A 20,369-nucleotide genomic window follows, 5' to 3' on the forward strand; every position below is an offset into this window, starting at 1 on the left:
ACCGCATCCGGCGCTGTCGCAATGGCAACGACCGCCCTCTCTGTGGAGAGGGCGGCTTTTTCAAATGAGGTGTCAGATCTTGCCGACGAGGTGCAGCGATGGTGCGAGCGTCTTTTCGCCCTCTTCCCACTTGGCGGGGCAAACTTCGCCCGGATGCGCGCGAACATACTGGGCGGCCTTGATCCGACGCAGCAGGTCGACGGCGTTACGGCCGATGCCTTCAGCGGTGACTTCCATCGCCTGGATGACGCCATCCGGATCGACGATGAAGGTGCCGCGATCCGCAAGGCCTTCGGCTTCGCGCATGACTTCGAAGTTGCGGGTGATCGTGCCGGTCGGGTCGCCGATCATCGTGTACTGGATCTTGCCGATGGTCTCGGAGCTGTCGTGCCAGGCCTTGTGGGTGAAGTGGGTGTCGGTCGAGACCGAGTAGACTTCCACGCCAAGGCGCTGGAGTTCGGCATAATGGTCAGCGACATCGCCGAGTTCGGTCGGGCAAACGAACGTGAAATCGGCGGGATAGAAGAAGAAAACTGCCCATTTTCCCTTGGTGTCGGCGTCGGTGACTTCAACGAACTTGCCCTGCTTGAAGGCCTGCGCCTTGAAGGGCTTGATGGAGGTATTGATAAGGGACATGGGGACTCCTGTGAAAATGCTGCGAAGCGAGATAACGCTTTCGCGCCGCAACATAAATAGGCGTCCCCCATAAATGAAATAGATAAACTATTATTTTTCGATAGATTTTCTCGATCGGCGATCGTGGCGCTATCACACGCGCGAACGGCTGCTTCCGTCCCTCGCCGAGAGACGGAAGCAGCCGTTTTTCGTTCGTGATTTTCTAGACGGAACGGCCAAGGCCGCCGTCGACGCGGATGTTCTGGCCGGTGATATAGCCGGCCCCGTCCGAAGCCAGGAAGGCGATCGTCGCGGCAATCTCTTCGCTCTTGCCGTAGCGCTTCATCGGGACGGCTTCGCGGCGGTCCTCCGTGGCCGGCAAGCTGTCGATCCAACCCGGGAGGACATTGTTCATGCGGATATTATCGGCGGCGAAGGTGTCGGCAAAGATCTTCGTATAGGAAGCGAGACCGGCGCGGAACACGGCCGATGTCGGGAACATGGCAGATGGCTCGAAGGCCCAGGCGGTGGAGATGTTGACGATAACCCCTGATTTCTGCGCCTGCATGATCGGCGTCACCAGTCTTGTCGGGCGGATGACGTTCATCAGGTAGACATCGAGGCCCTTGTGCCAATCCTCGTCGGTGATCTCGAGGATGGGTGCGCGCGGACCGTGGCCGGCGCTGTTGACCAGAACGTCGATGCGCCCCCATTTTTCCATCGCAACGTCGAGCAGGCGTTGAAGGTCGGCGTTCGACTGGTTGGAGCCGGTGACCCCAAGCCCGTTCAGTTCACCGGCAAGCGCCTCGCCCTTTCCGGATGAGGACAAGATCGCGACCTTGAAGCCATCTGCTGCCAAGCGGCGCGCCGCGTCGGCTCCCATGCCGCTGCCGCCGGCCGTTACCAGTGCTACTTTTTCTACTGCCATGATCGTTGCCTTTCGCTGTGACGTGCGCGACGCCTGGTTTCGCCTTTGTGATCGCTATGCTAGCATCGTCCCGTGGGCTATTCGAGCCAATTTGATTGCCACGTGACAGTAGAAAATCTATCGAATGGCAGAGCCGCTTCATCGCCTCCCCTCCCTCAATGGCCTGCGCGCCTTTGAAGTTGCCGCGCGCCATCTCAATTTCAGGATTGCAGCCGAAGAGCTTGGTGTCACGCAGGGTGCCGTTGCCCAGCAGGTTCGCGGGCTGGAAGCGGAGCTTGGCATCAGGCTGTTCGACCGCTTGCCGCGCACCCTGGCGCTCACGGAGGCCGGCCGCGCCTATGCGATCCACATACGTCGCGCCTTCGATCTGGTTGCCGAGGCGACGGCGACGATCCGTCCCGAACCGCTTCACCTCACCATCAGCGTGACGCCGAGCTTTGCCTCCAAATGGTTGATTCCGCGTTTGCCGGATTTCCTGGCGGCTCATCCCGAGTTGGACATGCGGATTCTTGCCAGCGAAAGGATCTCGAATTTCCAGTCTGACGCGGTCGATATCGCCGTGCGCCTCGGGCACCCGCCATTCGGCGCCGGTCTGGTCGCTGACCTCCTGTTTGAGCAGGAACTCGTTGCCGTGTGTAGCCCGGCTCTGCTTGCGGGCCGCCAAGCTCTGACGTCGGCCGACCTCGCACGCTTTGTCCTGCTCCACGATACGCATAATCAGTGGCCGGAGTTCGTTGAAAAGCTCGACGGCGGCGCGCCTGCGGCCGCATCGAAGAGCGTTCGGTTCAACCACACCTCTCATGCGATCGAGGCGGCCATCGCGGGTCAGGGAATGGCGCTGGCAAGCAGTATATTCGTTCGCGAGGACATCGCCGCCGGGCGACTTGTGCAGGCGTTTTCCGAAACGATGCGCGCGACCTCGGATTTCTACGTGGTGTCTCCTCGCCGGCCGCAGCATGCCCAGCCTGTTGCCAACGTGCGGGACTGGCTTCTGCGTCATGCTTCAATTGGCGTCGATGGATCCGAAGCTCAGATGACCGCGCAGACAGTCTTGAGCTCGAGGTAGTTCTCCAACCCGGGAGCGCCGTTCTCGTAGCCCCAGCCCGATTGCTTGTGTCCGCCCTTGGGGAGTTCCGGCGAGAAGTAGGAGTGGCAGTTGATCCAGACCGTGCCGGAACGGACGCGGGCGGACAGCCGATGCGCGGCGCTGAGATCGGCGGTCCAGACACTGGCGGCAAGTCCATAGGGCGAATCGTTGGCGTAGCTGATCGCCTCATCGACATCATCGAACGGCGTGACCGCGACCACCGGTCCGAAGATTTCCTCCTGCATCATCCGCATGTCCTGGCGCACGCCTGTTACGACAGTCGGTCGATAGAAGGTCTGTTCTTCGCCCACCTGCGCGCCGCCGGCGATAATCTCCACTCCCTCGGTCGTCGCTTCGCTGATGAAGCCCGCAACACGATCGGCCTGCTTGCGGTTGACCAGCGGCCCCAGATCGGTCTGCGGATCGAGACCGTGCCCAAGCCTCAGCTTGTCGGCCTCCCGAGCAAGTCCTTCCACAAGGCGCTCGTAGACAGCGCGATGCGCATAGACCCTTGAGCCGGCCACACAGACCTGACCGGCATTGGCAAAGATGCCTCGCGCTATGCCGGGTATGGCAAGGTTCATGTCCGCATCTGGCATGACGATCGCCGGAGATTTACCACCGAGCTCAAGCGTCAGCTTCTTGAGGTTGCCCCGCGCCGCGCCGACGATGAGCTTGCCGACCTCGGTCGAGCCGGTGAAGGCCACCTTGTCGACGTCGGGATGACCTGTGAGAGCCGCGCCGGCCGTTTCGCCAAGGCCGGTAACGATGTTGACAACGCCGGCCGGCAATCCGGCCTCTATCATCAGTTCGCCGAGCCTCAGAGCCGTCAGCGATGTCTCCTCGGCGGGCTTGAGAACGACCGTGCAACCAGCCGCCAGTGCCGGCGCAAGCTTCATTGCCGCCATCAGCATCGGCGAATTCCACGGCGTGATCGCCGCGACCACGCCGATCGGTTCCCGCGTCGTATAGGCGAATATCTTCTTGCCGGCAGGTTGGTACCCGATCGACGTCGGGATGGTCGTGCCTAGGATCTTGCTGGCAAATCCGGCGAAGTAGCGGAACTGCTCGGCCGACGCCGGGATTTCGCCGAAGCGACCGGTTTTCAGAGACTTGCCCTGATCAAGCGTTTCCAGTTCGGCAAGCTCGTCCACATGTGCATCGATGAGATCCGCGATCCGCCACAGCAATTTGCCGCGGGCCGATGGGGTAAGCCCGCGCCAGGCATCGCTCTCGAAAGCGCGCCGGGCAGCGGCAACCGCGGCATCAACATCCGCCTCGTTTGCTGCTGCCAGCTTCGCCAGCAGGCGGCCATTGGCGGGGTCGTATGTCGGAAAGGTCTGGCCAGACGATGCGTCGACCCATGTGCCGTCGATCAGAAGCGTCTTGCGCTGTTTGGACAGGAAGGCGCGAGCACCTTGGCTCGACGGTTCAAGGGAGGGGATAGACAAGGTCATGATTGATAATCTCCGGTGCCTTCGACCGATCGGGCGGCACGAAGTCTCTCTGCGGCGTTGAGCGCGCCGCGTATGATGGAATGATAGCCGGTGCAGCGACAGATGTTGCCTTCCAGTGCCGTCAAGATCTCCGGCTCTGCCGCCAGCGGGTTTGCCATGAAGAGTGCGGTCAGCGCCATCACGAAACCGGGCGCGCAGTAGCCGCATTGAAAGGCATTTTCTTCGGCCAGCGCGGCCATGACGATGGCGGCGGTCTCGAGGTTATGCAGCCCTTCGGGGCTGGTAATCTCGGCTCCTTGCAACTGCCAGGCCATGACTAGGCAGCCGTTGACGGCTCGCCCGTTCATCAACAGGGTGCAGGCACCGCAACGCCCTATGCCGCAGCCGATCTTGCTGGCCGTCAGCCCCATTTCCTCACGCAGGATATCCGAAAGCCGCATGTCGGGCGCAACGTTGATGACGCGGTCGTGTCCGTTAAGCCGGAACGACACCGGCGCGGTGAGCATCATGTTCATTTGCGCTCCCTCATGGCGTCGAGGACCGCTTCGGGCGAGAACGGTATCGTCTGGGGCCGAAAACCGATGGCGTCGGCAACCGCATTGGCGATCGCCGGGGTGATGGCCCCGATGCCCAATTCACCGGCGCCGCGCGGTCCCAGCTCGTCCCCTTCGTCGAGATCCTCAAGCGCAAAGACCGACATGTTTGCCGCGGTGTCGCGTATTCCCGGCAGCATGTAGGTATCGAGATTTGTCGTGAGGTAGCGGCCGTTGTCCATGATCGCATTCTCCGTCAGGGTGAATCCCAGGCCCTGGACCGCTCCGCCTTCCATCTGCCCGAGATAGGCCGCGACATCGATGATCGGACCGGCTGCCGTGTGCTGGTGGATATCGAGCACGCGGACCGCGCCGGTGATGCGGTTGACGGCGACACGGGCGAGACAAGCCCCGAAGGCGAAGATGTATCGCGCGTTCCCGGCGGTGTAGTCCGTTTTCGGAAAATCGAAGGCCACCGTGGCTTCGGGCAAGTCGCTTGGCGCAAGCGACCGTGCAAGATCCCGGTAGCTCAACAGCAGGTCGCCACTGTTGCTGCCGACGTCTATGAAACCGCCAGGTCCCAGCCTCAGGCTTTCGGCCGGGCGCCCAAGGAGGCCGGATGCGGCGGCCAGCAGGTCGGGGACGAAGCGCTTTGCAGCTGTCTTCGCAACCTGCCAGACGACGTAGCCGCCACGCGATGCCGTGGTCGAACCGGAATCGGGGGCGAGCTTGGTGTCGCCGATCAACGGTTCCACGTCATCCCGGTGGCAGCCAAGCTCGGTGGCGACCGCAGCCTTGATCGAGGTCAGCAACCCCTGCCCCATTTCGTCGAGTCCATAGGCTGCTTCGATTGTGCCTCTCTCGGTCAATCTCAAGCGTCCGCCCGCCGGGTCTGGTACGACCGAGCCGAGACCATTCCCCTGATAGTTCAGCGCCATCCCGACACCTGAGATTTCGTCGGGATCGTCATGGTCGATCGCCGCGCTCCAGAGCGGGCTTCCCGCCGCGGCACTGAGCATCTCGGCCAGACGTTCGGAAGGTGCGACCACCTGCCCAAGATAACCAGGCGTTCCGGCTTGCCGAAGATTTCGGCGGCGGATTTCAAGCGGAGTGAGACCGCAGCGTTCGGCGAGCAGATCCATCTGGCACTCGATGGCATAGGTCATCTGGTTGGCGCCGAAGCCACGAAAGGCCCCGCACAAGCCGTTGTTGGTGTATGCCAGCCGGCCACGGGTCGTGACATTCTCCACGACGTAGGGGCCGGCGGAATGTTCGAGTGCCGTTTCGAGCACGCCGGGTCCAAGCGAGGCGTAGGCACCCGCGTCGGCAAGCACGTCCACCTCCTGCGCGACGAGCCGACCGTTGGCATCGCATCCGGTCCGCATTCTAATCGTCATTGGATGACGCCGGATGCCGGCGACGACGGATTCGGCACGGGAAAGCTGGATGCGCACGGTACGGCCCGACTTCATCGCCAGAAGCGCGAGCGCCGGCTGGACCGTCAGCTCGTCCTTGCCGCCGAAAGCGCCCCCGGTCGGGCTCGTGACCACGCGGATCCTGTCTTCCGGCATTGCCAGGATGCGCGACAACTGCAGCCGGTCGCGGGCGCCATGCTGGCCGCCGGCGAAAACGGCAAGGGTTCCATCCGGCTCGAGCTGCGCATAGCCCCCTTCGGTCTCCATGAAGCCGTGCATCTGGCGCGACGTCACATAGGTGCGCTCGATGATGTGAGTGGCTTTTTCGAAGCCGGTTGCGACATCACCGCGGGAGAAATCCAGGATAGTCTGCAGATTGCCGCCGGCATGCACTGTCGGCGCGTCTTCGGCCAGGGCTGCCTCCGGGTCGGCCACGGTGGGAAGCGGTTCGTATTCGACCTTGATCAACGCCAGAGCCGCCTCGGCGGTTTGGGCATCAAGGGCCGCGACGGCGGCAACGATATCGCCAGCATGGCGCACCTTGTCGAAGCAAAAGGCGGGTTGATCCTGCACGACGATACCGAAGGCGTTTTCGCCGGGGATATCGCGATGGGTTACCACGGCGATGACGCCGTCGAGCGCCTCGGCGGCGCTGGTATCGATCGAGATGATGCGGGCGTGTGGGAGGCCTGCACGGAGGATGCGTCCGACCAGCATGTCGGGGGAGCGCTTATCCGTCAGGTATGGCATCTGGCCCGAAATCTTTGGCGCGACATCGGGGCGCCGATGCCAGCGATGCGGCTGGTCGGGACGGCTGAGGCGGATCTCGCCTGCAATGCGCGTGCCTTCGGCTACCGTGTTTGATGGCGGGCGCTTTTGCGCGGCCGGTCGCAGCCCCCGGGTCAAAGCGTTGGCCGCAACCAAGCGCCGATAGCGCGCAGATCGAAACGCATCGCCGGGTGCGGAAACCTCTTCGAGTAGATTTGCGTTGAGCCTATCCCAGTCGATGTCGCTCCAGGATGTGCCTATGACCAGTGTCTCGGCCCGATGCAAGCGTGCCGGTGGCACGATACCGCCACCGACAGCAAAGCGCGCTGTGCGCACGTGGTCTCCATCGAGTTCGATCAGGCCGGCAACGCCGATCATGCTTGGCGTGAACGCTGCCCGCAAGCCTGTCTTGCGTTGGGTCCAGCGACACCCCCTCGCCATCGACGAGAGGTAAATGGCTTCCACAACCTCATCCTGACGGACCGGAAGCGACAACCAATGCAGCAGGCTTTCGTGCGCCCTGCCACTGGGCCTTGAGACCTCGAGAAATGCATCGAGTGCAAGCAGGGCCGGCAAAAGGCATCCTGCTCTGCCCGCGATATTACCGCCGACGGTCCCGAGATTGCGGACGCTGGGTGCGGCGACCGTTCGTGCTGCCGCCGCCAGCATCGGCAGGTCGGCGTTGATCATGGCATCGGAGCAAAGCGTCGACAGGGGTGTCAGCGCTCCGATGCGGATGGTGCCGCCGCATGTCGAGACGCCCGTGAGACCGGTGATGTCGCCGAGGCTGATCATCGTCGGTGGTTTCGGCAACCCTTTCGCCCATTCCAGCTGCAGGGCGGTTCCCCCGGCAACGAAACGGGCACCCTCGTGTTCCAGCATCATTTGCAGCGATTGCCGCAAGGATGTCGGACGAAGCACCGAGAGTTGGCCCGCTGTCATGCTCAGGGCGCTCCCGCCGTCGTGCCGAAGCGCACGCCCTTTTCTTTAAGCCAGCGCCTGTAGGCGACGGAGGAGCTGTCCGCGCGTGTCGGAATTTCCTGCCGCGGCTCGAGCGGCAGAAGTAGCGGGCGCTGGTTTTCGACGATGATGCGATCCTGAAGGAAGATGACCTGCTCGAAATTGAGCAAAGCCGTCTGCGTCGAGCTGCTGTCGACGAGATACATCACCGGCTGTGCGCGGCAGAGGTCTTCTTCGATCGGGTGGATGAAGAGCGCGATTGCATCGAGCCGGTCGGGTGCAGTCGGACATACCCGATAGAGCATGACGACGAAGGGCGTGGGCACGCGATACGTAAGCTGCACGAAAGCGCCCTCGCTTTCGGTTGCGGCAATGCGTGGCTGGAAGAACGTGCAGTTCGTCGCCCAGACCTCATCGACGTCGCGGCGGATCTCGCTGAGATAGCCAGGAACCTCGGTATGCGGTTCGGATCCGAGGATATCCGTGTGGACGAATGGAAAATGCGCCATGTCGAGAAAGTTCTCGACGACCCTCAGTCCGGAGGCGCGCATCTTCACCCAGCCACACGGCACGAAACGCCGGTCGCTCTCGAAAGCTTCAGCGATGTCAAAGACCTCTTTGTTGGGTTGCCCGAGCGTCGTCCATACACAACCATATTTCTCGCGGACCGGAAGTGCTGGACCGGAAGGCCAGCCGGCATCGATCTCGCGAATGACCACTTCGCCGTTTTCTCGGCGGAAAAGTTCGATGTCCTGTCCCAGCAGGCGTGTGCGGATCGGCTTGGTAGTCAGCTCCGTCGAGGTTTCGACGGCGTACCATTCGTTCAGTGCCGCGCGGTCGGTCGTCTTCGCCATGGTTGCCTCCTCAGCTCACCTTGGTCCATTGCGCGGTGCCGTCGCGGTTCTCTGCCAGCCATGCGGCGCGGCGGGCAAAGTGCGGCGGTGCAATGCGGTGGATCTCGGCGATGATCTCCTTGAGGTCGCCGGTCTTCAGCTGACCGTCTTCGACAAGGACCTTGCCATCGACCATGGTGAGGCTGACGTCGCCGCCACGCACGGCATGGACGAGATTGTGTTGCAGGTTGAAGTATGGTCCCTCGCCGAAAAGCGGCGTCATGCGCGGAGTGTCGGTGCGTACCGCGATCAGATCGGCTCGCTTGCCCGGCTCGAGCGAGCCGATCTCGTGGTCGAGGCCGACCGCCCTGGCGCCGGTTATGGTCGCCATGCGCAGCACGTCCCAGCTGTCCATGGCGGCGGCATCGAGGTCTTTCAGCTTGCCGAGCAGGGAAGCAACCTTCATCTCCTCGAACATGTCGAAGTTGTTGTTTTCCTTCTCGCCATCCGTGCCGATACCAACAGGAACGCCGGCGGCTAGCATCTCTCCCACGAGGGCGATGCCGCTGGCGAGTTTCATGTTACTGACGGGGTTGTGGGCGATCGACACGTTGTATTTCGAGATGAATTCGACTTCGGCGGAATTCAGCCAGACGCCATGAGCGATCATTGTGCGCGGTGCCTCGAAGAAGCCGAGCTCCGCCAGCGCGTACATCGGCCGCTTGCCGTAGCGCTTGTCGAATTCGGCCAGTTCGATCTCTGCTTCGCTGCAGTGGGTATGGAAACCGGTGTTATGGGTCTTGGCGAGCTGGATTGCGCGCTGCTGGCCCGCCTCGTCGGCGTAGAATAGGTGCTCCAATCCCACCCAGACATTCACGCGGCCATTTGCCTTGCGGTGCCATGCCTCGATCATCGCCTCGTTCATGTCGAGCGTATCGAAGTAGTTATATTCCGGATGTTCGCCGACGTAAGGAACGGCCACAAGGCGGTTGCCGATTGCGCTGGCGGCCTTGGCACTGCCCTCCATGAACCGCCACATGTCGACGATCGTCGTCGTGCCGGCGAGAACGGATTCGGCGTAGCAGAGCCAAGACGCGGCCTCGGCTTCATGCGGCTGAAGTGCCCGATGCATCGGGTTGATATGCAGCGTCAGCCAATCCCATACCGGCAGGTGTTCCGCCGTGCCCCGTAGAAAGCCGGAATGCGCATGAGCATTGACCAGTCCTGGCATGATTACGGAGTTTGCGATTTTCCGGACGGGGACGTCGGGATTGGCCGCGACAAGCTCGCCAAGTGGGGCAACTGCTTCGATGACGCTGCCATCGATCAGGACGGCGCCATCAGACACGACGCGGTTTTCAGCGTCCATCGTCAAAAGGTAGTCGCCGGCGACAATCTGCTTATCCGTGGTCATGCCATCATCCAGTTCGTTTCGGGTTCATGCAGTGCATGCAAGTTTCAGGCCTCCTCTAGAACGAAGTCGGCGGCGCGTTCGCCAATCATCGTCACCGGCGCATGGGTATGGCAGGTGGGAATGATCGGGATAACGGAGGCATCGGCGATGCTCAGCCCATCGATGCCGCGCACCCGCAGCCTGCTGTCGACAACGGCTGCCTCGCTGCTGCCCATCGCGCAGGTGCCGCTTACATGGAAAAAGGTCGAGCAGGCGTTCCTGATGTAGTCGACGATTTTCGCCCGGGAGAGCCGCCGCGAGGGCGCCGCGTAACCGCCGAACCAATCGGCATAGGTCCGCGTTGCTGCGAGCTCCATCATGGTTTCGACAGCGGTTACAAGCGCATCGAGGTCACCTTGTTCCGCCAGATAGTTTGGCTGGATCTCGACCGCGCCGCCGGGTGCCGCAGACAGCAACCGCATGTAGCCGACGCTCTTCGAGTGCATGAGGCCGCAGCCGATCGAGAACACATCACCGGAGAGGTCGTAGAGTTCGCGAATGCGCGGTTCGGCGCTGTTGCCCTGCACCGGAAAGGCATGGAGGTCAGGCTGGGCCAGGGCTGCAGACGATTTCCAGTTGATGACGGCCCCGCCGCCATTGTCGCGCACTGGACCGAGCGACTGTTTGGCGCGGAACACGCAGGCCTGGACCAGCGGGTGATCCTGGAGGTTCTGGCCGACGCCGGGAAGAGCAGCACGGACATCGACGCCGAGCCGCTTCAGCTCCGCGGGATCGCCGATGCCTGACATCATGAGGAGCCGCGGGGTGTCGATCGCGCCAAGCGCCAGGATGACGTGGGTGGTCGCCTTCATCTCCCGCACCTCTCCCGCGCGGAGGTATTTGACCGAGGCGCATCGGCCTTTCTCAATCCCGAGACCGATCGCCAGGGCATCGGTCAGGACCGTCAGTCTTTCGTTGTCGAAGATCGGCCAGAGGTAGCCTCTCGCCGAACTCCAGCGTTCGCCCGCGGACATGTTGAGGTTGGAGAGCGCTGCCCCTTCGTTGGACGGGCCGTTGGGGTCGTCGATGACGGGGATGCCGAGCTCTGCCGAGCCGCCGAGCATGGCTTCCGCGACGGGATGAGGCGCCTTGCTGCGCTCGATGCGAAGAGGGCCGCCGGCGCCGCGCAGTTCGGACGCTCCACCTTCCCAGTCCTCGGCACGCTTGAAATAGGGAAGAACGTCCTTGAACGACCAGCCTTGCGCACCGGCCGCTTCCCATCCGTCATAGTCGCGCGCATGTCCGCGATACCACATCATTGCATTGATGCTGCTTGAACCGCCAAGCACCTTGCCGCGCGGAATGCCTATGGTCCGGTCATTGACGCGCGGGTTTGGTGCATAGTCGTATCCCCAATCATAGCTGCTGCGCCCGAGCGGCACCCAAGAGGCCGGATTGTCGATTTCGGCAATGCCGATGCCGGGGCCGCCTGCTTCGATCAGCAGGACGGTGGCATCGCTGCCGTCGATCAGTCGACGCGCAACCGCGCAACCGCCCGAGCCGGCGCCGACGACGATATAGTCGTAGGCTGCGGCAATGGGCTTTGTCGGGATGCTTGGAGCAGGCATTGGATGCGGCATTCCTTATCTTCGCTGGGTCTCAGTTGTGTTCGCTGGGGCCCATGATGACGATGCCTTCGGTCGCCTCGACATGGCGCACGAAGATGTACTTGTCCTCGCGACCGTCGCTGTGCTTGCGCTTGATATCCGGCTGGACCGTGCCAGCGACCTTGGCGACGACGACATAGGGAACGTCGGCCTTGAGACCCGCTTCGCAATGCGCCTCGAATTCGTCTAGCGTTCGAGCGGTATGGGCCTGTTCGACCCCTGCCCCGCGCGCGATGGCGGCGATGTCGACGCGGCCGAAGGCCGTGTGGGTCGGTGGGCCGCCGATCGACTGGTAACACTCGTTGTCCCATACGACGACGAAGAGGTTCTTCGGCTGCTCGTTGCCGAGCGTCGCCAGAATGCCGAGATTAAACATCATGCCGCCATCGGTATCGAGAGAGATGATGCGGCGATGCGGTAGACCGGCTGCCAGGCCAAAGGCCTGCGGCGTGACGCAGCCGAGCTGCTGCTGGAACAGGCTTGCCTCGCGCATGTGCGGTGCGGCGTTGTACCATTCGTCGACGCTGGCGCCGAGCGAGAGAATGACCAGTTCGTCTTTGAGCCGGGCCGAAAGGACCGTCATGCAATCGAAGCGCTTCATCGAACGATCTCCCCGCCCAGAGCCACGGCCGAATGGTAATAGGCGGCGTAGGACCATTCATACGCGTCAGCGATCGCGCGCTCGATGCGTTCTTCCTCTCGCACCACCTGATAGGGAATGCGCAGCGCGTTGAGCACTGGCTCCATGGTGATGCCGTGAGGAATGGCCCACCAGTTGTTCTCACCCATCTCGCCGCGATAGCTCATCAGCATGACGACGGGGATGCCAGCGCCAAGACCCATGCGCGCGAGCGGTTCGACAGAAGCGCGAAGCCCGGAGTTTTCCATGATCAGCGCGGCGCGCTTTCCGGACAGGAATACGCCGCCGCAGATGGCTGCGCCCTCACCCTCATTGGTGACGCGGATGGTGCGAATATCCGGGTCGGCGTCGAGCGCCGGGTACAATTCCTTGAACAGGGAATCGGGAAGGTAACAAACGATGCTCACGCCGGCCTTCTTCAGGCCCCGGATGACGGCATCAACTGCAGATTTTTTCATTGTGCGTCCTCATTTCCGGGGGAAGGTCGCAGACTGAAGATGTTCCGAATAGTCTGTATTTTTTGATCGAAGTGATGCGTTAAACGCAACAACTCATGCTGCCTGTTCGCCCGAGCGCTCGATCGCCTGCGAAAGCAACTTGCCGAGAGCTGAGGCGGCGTCCGACATCTCCTTTTCCGATCGGGAGAGCAGCATCAGCTTGCGGGGGCTGAGCTTGGGATCGCGCAACGGTATGAACGTCAGCGTGCCGTCGGCAATCTCCTGCTCGATGCCGACGCGTGTCTGCAGCACCGTGCCGAGATCGCGCTTGGCCAGATCCACCATCAGACCGATCGAGTTCGTACGGCTGCGTTGCGTGAGATCGACCAGCGAGCGGCTGAAGGCCTCCTCGATCCAGGCGCCAAGTGTCAGGCTGGAGTCCGACAAAATGACCCGTTCACCGGCGAGGTCGAACAGTCGCAGTTCCTTCTTTTCGGCAAAGCGGCTGTTGGGCAAGGCGAGAACGCCGAGCGGCAACGACACTGTTGCAATCCGTCGAACATTGCGTGGTACCTTGATGTCGAACACTACGGCGAGATCGCACTCGCCTTCCGCCACGGCATTGACGGCTTGCTGCGAGCCCATAACGCGGACATTGACGGTAATGCCTGGGTGGCGCTGCCAGAATTCCTGAAGCGCATCCGGCATCACGCCGCGCGACACGCTTTCGATCACGGCGACGGATACCGTGCCGCGATGCAAGCCATGCAGATCGGTGATTTCGCTGCAGGCACGGTTCAGCTCGGAGAGACTGAGACGGGCGCGGTAGAGCATGAGTTCACCGGCACTCGTCAGCTTGAGACGTTGGCGCACGCGCTCAAACAGGGATGTACCGAGCTCGTCTTCCAACTGCCGCAGGATGCGGCTGACGGAGGACGGCGCGACGTTGAGGGCCTGGGCTGCCTGGCGGATAGAGCCAAGCCTTGCAACCAGCTGGAAATAGTGGATGCGGGTGGCAACAAGGCCCAGGCGGTATGGATCCATCAGATCGTCTCGAACAGTGGTTGGATCGCCATTTCAGGCACCAGCACGAGACCCTTGTCAGTGATGCGGATCTCGGGGATGACCGACAGGGGGATCAGGTTGAATCCCATGTAGGCGATCGTGCACTCCGCCTTTTCCCATTCGATCTTGAGCGCTTTGACCTCCTCGGCGACTTCGTGAACGCGTTTGTCGGAGAGAAGTCCTGCGATCGGCAATGGCACCATGGCGGTGACCTTGCCGTCCATGACGACGCAGACGCCGCCCTGCTTTTCCTCGATCGCCTGCAGGGCGACCTGCATATCTGCCTCGTTGGTGCCCGCCACGATGATGTTGTGGCTGTCGTGTCCGACAGACGAGGCCACCGCGCCCCTCTTGAGCCCGAAACTGTGCAGCAGACCGTGAGCGACGTTGCCTGGGGATTTGCCGTGGCGCTCGACGACGGTGACGAAGCAGAGGCCGTGGCGATCGAAATGGGTCTGCCAGTCGTTGGCCGGCTCAAGCGTGAGCTTGGAATGGCCGAGCGTGATGCCAGGCAGTTCGGTCTTGATCGTGTGGGCAATGACCGTTTCGGTCGGCAGGTCAGGGGTGAGCTTCAGGTTCTTGGGCAGTTTGACCGTGTGATAGGCAACATCGGGATAGCGATAGGGCTTGGAGAGCGCCTCCTCGAGGATAGGCGTGACCTTGCGGTCTTCAACGACCAGTTCGCCGCCATACCAGGTGTTCACCGGCTTCAGGTCGTCGGTGAGCAGGACGAGATCGGCGCGCCGACCGCCGCCAAGGCCGCCGATCTCGTTTTCCATGCCGAAGCGCGTTGCGCCGTGCAGTGAGCCCATGGCCCAGGCCTGTTCCGGCGTCATGCCCGCCTTGACGGCTTCGCGCGTCACCCAGTCAAGGCCAAAGAGCAGCAGGTCGTCGGCATCCCGGTCGTCGGTGCAGACCGCAATTCGCTTGTGCGAAGAGCCAAGCTCGGTGATCGTCTTGATCGCGTGCGGCAGGCTGTGCCACGGCGTCGTCGGCGGACCACCCCGCAGGAACAGCCAGATGCCGGCTTCCAGCAGGTCGTCTGCAATGTCGCGGTCGATCGCTTCATGCGTGTCCGTGACGCCGGCTGCGGCGTAGGCCGACACGAACTCGCGGCCGTAGACATGGCCGGAGACCGGGCGTCCGCGCTGCAGCGCCGCGGCCAGGATCGCATGGCTGCGCTCGTCGCCCATCGCCACCTGTACAAAGTCCATCTTCTCGCCCAGGGCCACGGCTTCCGGCCACCTGTCGAACAGGGCGGCGATCTTGTCCGGCGTCAGATCGCCACCGGCAGTCTCAAGCTGAGGGGATGTTGCCGGCACGGTGCTCGGGACCGTGAGGAAGATCGACAAGGGCGCATGGCGCGCATCTTCCAGCATCGCCTCGACGCCGGCGACATCCATGACGTTGCCAATCTCGTGGCTGTCGCAGAAGATCGTGGTTGTGCCGTTGAGAAGTGCCGCTTCCGCGTAGGCGCAGGCGGTCACCATGCTGGATTCGATGTGGATATGCGGATCGACCAGACCCGGCGCGATGATGCCGCCTCGCGCGTCGTAAAGCTTGGCCGCCCCGCCGCGGTAGGTGCCCGAGGGCTTCACCGCCGCGATACGGCCATTCGAGACCCAGATTTCCTTGTCGCCAAGGATGCGCTCGGAATAGGTCGACAGGACGCGAGCTCCCTGGATGACCAAGTCCGGATCGGACCGCCCGAAGGCGACGTCGGCCAGGTTGCGTGTCAGTGTCGACAGTGGCTTCACGGAAAAACGGGTCAAAGTGCTCATGAAAACTCCGATCTGAAAATCAATGGTAGTCAGGAATACCAGGCATCGTGTGGAAGCCCTTCAATGTGCGGAAACGGCGGATCCAGCGGCGAAGAGCCGGATATTCGTCGTGGTCGACACCATAGTCGCGGCTGAGCGCGAAGGAGGGAAAGAGCGCCAGATCCGCAAGCGTGGGTGCGTCGCCAACGAACCATTCCTTGCCGTCGAAGTGACGCGCGGTCATGTGGTCGTCCATGATGCGAAACGCCTTGCGCGCGGCCTGCCGCAGTGCGGCGGCATCGCCTGATGTGTCGAACAGCGCTTGCAGTCGGGCTTCGATAGCCGGCGCGATGGCCGTCTCGCTGAAGCCGAGCCACTTCGCCACGGCGCCGAAGGACGCAGGTTCTTCAGGCAGCCATTTTCCAGCCGGATCATATGCCTTGGCGAGGTATAACAGGATCGCCGCGGTGCCATGCAGCACAAGGTCGCCGTCGCGAACAACGGGGAGCGTGCCCAGCGGGTTCAGCGCCAGCATCGCGGGCTTTTTCTGCTCCGCGCCCGGGAACATGTCGACTGCAATTGTTGTCCACTCGATGCCTAGCATCGAAAGCGCGAGACGCGCACGATAGCTCTGTTCGTCGAGTTCGTAGTTGTAGAGCGTGATATCAGGCATCAGGCGACCTCCGCCACGCGTTGCGAGGCCTCGAGCTCGAACCGCAGTCCCTCGGCCCATTGCGCGTAGTGTTTCTGTTTCGCGCCGCCATAAACCGCGGCAGAGCCGAAAAGGACGATGTGCGCGGCAGTCCTGGCTTCGGTGCTTGCCTGAAATGCGACAAACACGACATCGTCGCCATTGACGAATTTGCCGGCATTGATGCCAAGGGCTGTCATTCCGGCCGTCTTGAAGGCAGCAACGACGTCATCGATCGGTCGATCGACATAGAGGCTGCGAACCGGCGTGATCTCCGTCGCATCGGCATCCGGGATTGCCGCATCGTCTGTCGTCGTCGTCCAGATGATGCCGTACTTCTCCTCGACCCGGTAGATCGGTACCTTGATCGTTTGCGGGACGTCGAGCGTGGGGTGGGCCGGGATGTAGCGGCACTGTCCTGCCGTATCGTACTGCCAGCCATGATAGAGGCAGGCGATGTGATCGCCGCGGACGAACCCGAAGCTCAGGCGCATGCCGCGGTGCGGACAGCGATCCTCCCAGGCATGTGCATTGCCGCTGTTGTCGCGCCAGACGACGATTTCGCTGCCCTCGATCGTCGCGCCTGCCGATGTTCCGGCTTCGATCGACGAGGACAGCCCGACTGGCACCCATCCCTCATTCAGTTTCATAGTCCACTCCTGTTCACGCGGTTGCGCGCTCGATATCGAGAATGATGCAATCGTAGGGGCCGAGGCTGCAGGCCATTTCGAACGCGTCGACCAGATCTTCCTGTCCCCTGACCGACAGGGTGGCCGACGCGGTGTCGCAAGCGCCCATGCTGATCTCCAGATCCAGCCGTCGGGCGCGGTGAAGCGCGAACTCGGTGAAGCTCTCGCACACCATCTGTCCCCGGAAGGTAAAATGTGCGCCTTGAATTATACCGGACATTGCTCGCCCATCGTCTGCACTCTGCCTCTTCCTGCGCTCAAAATTAGAGCGTAATGCATAAAAAATAATCATGCTTTACTTTTGGGCATTTTACGCATTGTCTGGAACGAAATTCAAGCCACTTTCCGTTCCGCCTTGTTGCCTTTTGCGCATCGGCATCATCAGAAAATTCGCTCTATTCGGAACATTGGCGATTTGCCAGTCTCGCCTCGTCTCGACGTTTCCGGCCTGAAAAGGCCTTGAGCGGAGGATATTTCGCAACGTCGCCGTCCAGATGCCAGCAGCGTCCGGCCGAGCCCGGAAAGCCACTCTTTAGGCTTTGCGTAGGGCGAGTCGGTTGGTGTGCGGGAACTGGCATAATTGTTGCGTGGAAGACAACAGGGCCGAACGGTCACAGATCATAAGCGCGGTCGTCCGCGTCAAAACCAGAAGGGGATCACATGATTGACTTGCGTACGCTTTCCCGCCGCGGATTTCTGAACATGAGTGCTGCCGGTGCAGCGGCAATGATGCTTCCGGCCGGCCTCGCCCGGCAGGCTCTCGCCGCCTCGCCGCTGCCTGCGATCAAGGAAGAAGACGCCGTCATCGGCTTCGGGCATGTCGGGCCGATCTCCGACGAAGGTTGGACATGGGCGCACCATCAGGGCCTGCTGGCCGTCAAGGAAGCCTATCCGAAGCTCAAGAAGATCCTCGAAGTCGAAAACATCCCCTACTCTGCCGACGCCACGCGCACCTATCGCCAGTTCGTCTCCGAAGGCGCGAACATGATCTTCGACACGTCCTCGAACGGCGACTTCCTGCATGAAGTGGTCAAGCGCGCGACGGATGTGGCCTTCATGGAGTGCAACGGCCACATCACGATGGACAATCTCGGCTGGTATTACCTTGCCCACTGGTATCCGACTTATGTCCTCGGCGTTGCCGCTGGCCATCTGTCGAAGACCGGCAAGCTCGGCTATGTCGCCTCCTTCCCGGTTGCTTCCGTCTACGCTTCGACCAACGCCTTCCTGATGGGCGCGCGCACCGTCAACCCGAATGCAACGGTGCAGACGATCGTCATCAACTCCTGGTTCGACCCGCAGGCGGCAACGCAGGCCGGTACGGCCTTGATCGACAATGGCTGCGACTTCCTCTTCGGCATCATGGACGAAGCCGGCTATCTGCAGGTCGCAGAAAAGCGCGGCGTCTGGGCGGCCATGTGGAACACCGATATCCGTCGTTATGGCCCGAACTCCTACGTCTCGTCGATCCTGATCGACTTCACCAAGTTCTACGTCGATCAGGTCGGCAAGCGTCTTGCCGGCACCTGGGCGCCGAGCGAGCAGCTGTTTGCGATGGGCGCCGGCGTTGATCGCGACAAGTGGGGCGAGAAGGTTCCGGCAGACGTCGCCGCCGCTGCCGATGCAGTGCGTGAAAAGATCATGGGCGGCTGGTCGCCGTTCACCGGCGAGCTGAAGGATTCCACCGGCAAGGTGCGTGTCGCTGCCGGACAGACGATGACCGAACTCGAGCTCTATAACTGGGATTGGTCGGTCGAGGGTGTGACCGGCCTTACCTCCTGATCTGGCCTCCCAAGCCAAGCGCCCGGCCGCTCCAGCCGGCCGGGCTCCCCGCCTTCAAGCTCCGGTGCCATTCCATGACTGAAAATGCGACCCGTTACACGCCCCCTGCGGGGTCCCCGCCTCTCGTCCAGCTGAAGGGCATCGCGAAGTACTTTCCAGGCGTCATCGCCAACGAGAATGTCGATCTGGACGTCATGCCGGGCGAAATCCATGCCCTGCTCGGCGAAAACGGTGCCGGCAAATCGACGCTGATGAACATCCTGACCGGCATCTACCAGCCGGACGCGGGCGAGATCATCATCGACGGCTATGCCAAGGAATTTGCAACGCCGCTGCAGGCAATCGCATCAGGCATCGGCATGGTGCATCAGCATTTCAAGCTGGTTCAGGCTTTCACGGTTGCCGAGAACATCCATCTTGGCTGGTCGCAAACGCCGCGCCGCGCCTCCGCGCAGGTGCTGGAGCAGCGCACCGCCGCCCTGGCCGAGAAATTCAATCTCAAGACCCATCCGGGCGCCCGCGTCAGCGATCTGTCGACCGGTGAACAGCAGCGCGTCGAGATCCTGCGCGTTCTCGCCAGACAGGCACGAGTTCTCATCCTCGACGAGCCGACAGCCGTTTTGACGCCGGCCGAAGCGCGCGAACTGTTCAAGGCGTTGCGCGAGTTCGTGGCCGCCGGCAATGCCGTCATCTTCATCAGCCACAAGCTGGACGAAGTCCTGGAGATTTCCGACCGCATCAGCATTCTGCGCGGCGGGCGCAAGATCGCCACTGAAAACACGGCCGACTGCAACCCGCGCATGCTTGCCAAGCTCATGGTTGGCCGTGACATCGTGCTGGCCGACATGCGCCAGCGCCCGCCGGGGGCGGCCCCAATGTCGGCGCAGCCTGTCCTTTCCCTCGAAAACGTCTCGGCGATTGGCGACGGCGGCAACGAAGCGCTGCATGGCATCTCGCTAGATGTCCGGGCTGGCGAGATCGTCGGCGTCGCGGGTGTCGCCGGCAACGGTCAGCGCGAGCTCAGCCAAGTCCTGACCGGCATCCGCCCGGTGAGCGCCGGCCGGATCCTGATTGCCGGCAAACCGGTCGACAAGAGCAATGCCGCCGCCTTTGCCGAAAGCGGGATCGGTCATATTCCCGAAGACCGTCTGCATAGCGGCCTTGCACCGGCGCTCAGCATCACGGTCAATGCCGTGATGCGCGAATACAAGAAGCCGCCGGTTTCATCAGGCGGAAGCTACAAGCCGGGCGCGGCAACGGCGCTTGCCAAGGAGATCGCCTCGGCGGCCGAGGTGGCCATTCCCGATTTCGCGATGCCGATCCGCAATCTGTCGGGTGGCAACCAGCAGCGCCTTGTCGCCCGGCGCGAGATGCGCATTGCCGACAAGGTTCTGATCGCCGCCTATCCGAGCCGTGGCCTCGACGTCGGCGCGATCAACACGATGCTGCGCTACATCGTCGAGCTACGCGATGCCGGCGCCGGCATCATTCTGATTTCCGAGGAACTCGAAGAGCTGCTCAACCTCTCCGACCGCATTGCCGTGCTTTATGAAGGGAAGATCATGGGGATCGTCGACAACGACAAGACCGACATCGACGAAATCGGCCTGCTGATGGGTGGCCGTACCCAGGTCCGTGAGGTCGCATAG

The 20,369-nt window shown here is 62.2% G+C and carries 18 protein-coding genes; 3 read left to right on the top strand and 15 right to left on the bottom strand.

Annotated features, from left to right (window positions below; genetic code table 11):
* Positions 1 to 72: 72 nt before the first annotated feature.
* Entirely contained in the window at positions 73 to 636 is a 564-nt protein-coding gene (ahpC, locus tag A6U87_RS18255; RefSeq protein WP_065692710.1) for an alkyl hydroperoxide reductase subunit C, read from the bottom strand.
* A 202-nt stretch (positions 637 to 838) separates the two neighbouring features.
* Entirely contained in the window at positions 839 to 1,543 is a 705-nt protein-coding gene (locus A6U87_RS18260; RefSeq protein WP_065692711.1) for an SDR family oxidoreductase, read from the bottom strand.
* A gap of 124 nt (positions 1,544 to 1,667) precedes the next feature.
* Here A6U87_RS18260 and gcvA point away from each other — a divergent pair, with 124 nt between their 5' ends.
* Positions 1,668 to 2,609 (top strand): transcriptional regulator GcvA, encoded by a 942-nt coding sequence (gene gcvA, locus A6U87_RS18265; protein ID WP_065692712.1) that lies wholly within the window; start codon positions 1,668 to 1,670, stop codon positions 2,607 to 2,609.
* Here the strand turns inward: gcvA and A6U87_RS18270 are convergent.
* The 13 genes from A6U87_RS18270 to A6U87_RS18330 all read right to left on the bottom strand — a co-directional run bounded on the left by A6U87_RS18270 (position 2,573) and on the right by A6U87_RS18330 (position 17,158).
* On the bottom strand, positions 2,573 to 4,087 hold the full coding sequence (locus A6U87_RS18270) for an aldehyde dehydrogenase (RefSeq protein ID WP_065692713.1): 1,515 nt from the start codon (positions 4,085 to 4,087) through the stop codon (positions 2,573 to 2,575). The two genes, gcvA and A6U87_RS18270, sit on opposite strands and share 37 nt — an antisense overlap.
* Positions 4,084 to 4,602 (bottom strand): (2Fe-2S)-binding protein, encoded by a 519-nt coding sequence (locus A6U87_RS18275; protein ID WP_244499528.1) that lies wholly within the window; start codon positions 4,600 to 4,602, stop codon positions 4,084 to 4,086. Before A6U87_RS18275 ends, A6U87_RS18270 begins: the two co-directional genes overlap by 4 nt.
* On the bottom strand, positions 4,599 to 7,745 hold the full coding sequence (locus A6U87_RS18280) for a molybdopterin cofactor-binding domain-containing protein (RefSeq protein WP_065692714.1): 3,147 nt from the start codon (positions 7,743 to 7,745) through the stop codon (positions 4,599 to 4,601). Before A6U87_RS18280 ends, A6U87_RS18275 begins: the two co-directional genes overlap by 4 nt.
* A 2-nt stretch (positions 7,746 to 7,747) precedes the next feature.
* On the bottom strand, positions 7,748 to 8,617 hold the full coding sequence (locus A6U87_RS18285; RefSeq protein WP_065692715.1) for an aromatic ring-hydroxylating dioxygenase subunit alpha: 870 nt from the start codon (positions 8,615 to 8,617) through the stop codon (positions 7,748 to 7,750).
* A gap of 10 nt (positions 8,618 to 8,627) precedes the next feature.
* Positions 8,628 to 10,010, bottom strand: a complete 1,383-nt coding sequence (locus A6U87_RS18290; RefSeq protein ID WP_065692716.1) for an amidohydrolase family protein — start codon at positions 10,008 to 10,010, stop codon at positions 8,628 to 8,630.
* Between the two features lie 44 nt (positions 10,011 to 10,054).
* Positions 10,055 to 11,617 (bottom strand): GMC family oxidoreductase, encoded by a 1,563-nt coding sequence (locus A6U87_RS18295; protein ID WP_065692977.1) that lies wholly within the window; start codon positions 11,615 to 11,617, stop codon positions 10,055 to 10,057.
* A gap of 31 nt (positions 11,618 to 11,648) precedes the next feature.
* Positions 11,649 to 12,257 (bottom strand): thiamine pyrophosphate-dependent enzyme, encoded by a 609-nt coding sequence (locus tag A6U87_RS18300; RefSeq protein ID WP_065692717.1) that lies wholly within the window; start codon positions 12,255 to 12,257, stop codon positions 11,649 to 11,651.
* Positions 12,254 to 12,754: a thiamine pyrophosphate-binding protein gene (locus A6U87_RS18305; protein ID WP_065692718.1), complete on the bottom strand. Its 501-nt coding sequence runs from the start codon at positions 12,752 to 12,754 to the stop codon at positions 12,254 to 12,256. Before A6U87_RS18305 ends, A6U87_RS18300 begins: the two co-directional genes overlap by 4 nt.
* A 93-nt stretch (positions 12,755 to 12,847) precedes the next feature.
* Entirely contained in the window at positions 12,848 to 13,777 is a 930-nt protein-coding gene (locus A6U87_RS18310) for a LysR family transcriptional regulator (protein ID WP_065692719.1), read from the bottom strand.
* A complete protein-coding gene (locus A6U87_RS18315; RefSeq protein WP_065692720.1) occupies positions 13,777 to 15,579 on the bottom strand; it encodes an adenine deaminase in 1,803 nt (600 codons plus the stop codon). Before A6U87_RS18315 ends, A6U87_RS18310 begins: the two co-directional genes overlap by 1 nt.
* Before the next feature lie 19 nt (positions 15,580 to 15,598).
* Positions 15,599 to 16,231 carry a glutathione S-transferase family protein gene (locus tag A6U87_RS18320; protein ID WP_065692721.1) on the bottom strand — a complete coding sequence of 211 codons (633 nt, stop codon included), beginning with the start codon at positions 16,229 to 16,231 and terminating at the stop codon, positions 15,599 to 15,601.
* A complete protein-coding gene (locus A6U87_RS18325; RefSeq protein ID WP_065692722.1) occupies positions 16,231 to 16,899 on the bottom strand; it encodes a Rieske (2Fe-2S) protein in 669 nt (222 codons plus the stop codon). The genes A6U87_RS18320 and A6U87_RS18325 overlap by 1 nt, the downstream gene beginning before the upstream one ends.
* A gap of 13 nt (positions 16,900 to 16,912) precedes the next feature.
* Positions 16,913 to 17,158, bottom strand: coding sequence for a hypothetical protein (locus A6U87_RS18330; RefSeq protein ID WP_244499529.1), 246 nt, complete (start codon positions 17,156 to 17,158; stop codon positions 16,913 to 16,915).
* A gap of 440 nt (positions 17,159 to 17,598) precedes the next feature.
* On the opposite strand from A6U87_RS18330, the gene A6U87_RS18335 reads away from it, so the two are divergent.
* The gene (locus tag A6U87_RS18335; protein WP_065692723.1) at positions 17,599 to 18,720 is read left to right on the top strand and encodes a BMP family ABC transporter substrate-binding protein; all 1,122 of its coding nucleotides are present in this window, start codon (positions 17,599 to 17,601) and stop codon (positions 18,718 to 18,720) included.
* Positions 18,721 to 18,794: 74 nt separating this feature from the next.
* On the top strand, positions 18,795 to 20,369 hold the full coding sequence (locus A6U87_RS18340) for an ABC transporter ATP-binding protein (protein WP_065692724.1): 1,575 nt from the start codon (positions 18,795 to 18,797) through the stop codon (positions 20,367 to 20,369).

Source organism: Rhizobium sp. AC44/96 (assembly GCF_001692185.1).
In the GTDB taxonomy this organism is placed as follows: domain Bacteria; phylum Pseudomonadota; class Alphaproteobacteria; order Rhizobiales; family Rhizobiaceae; genus Rhizobium.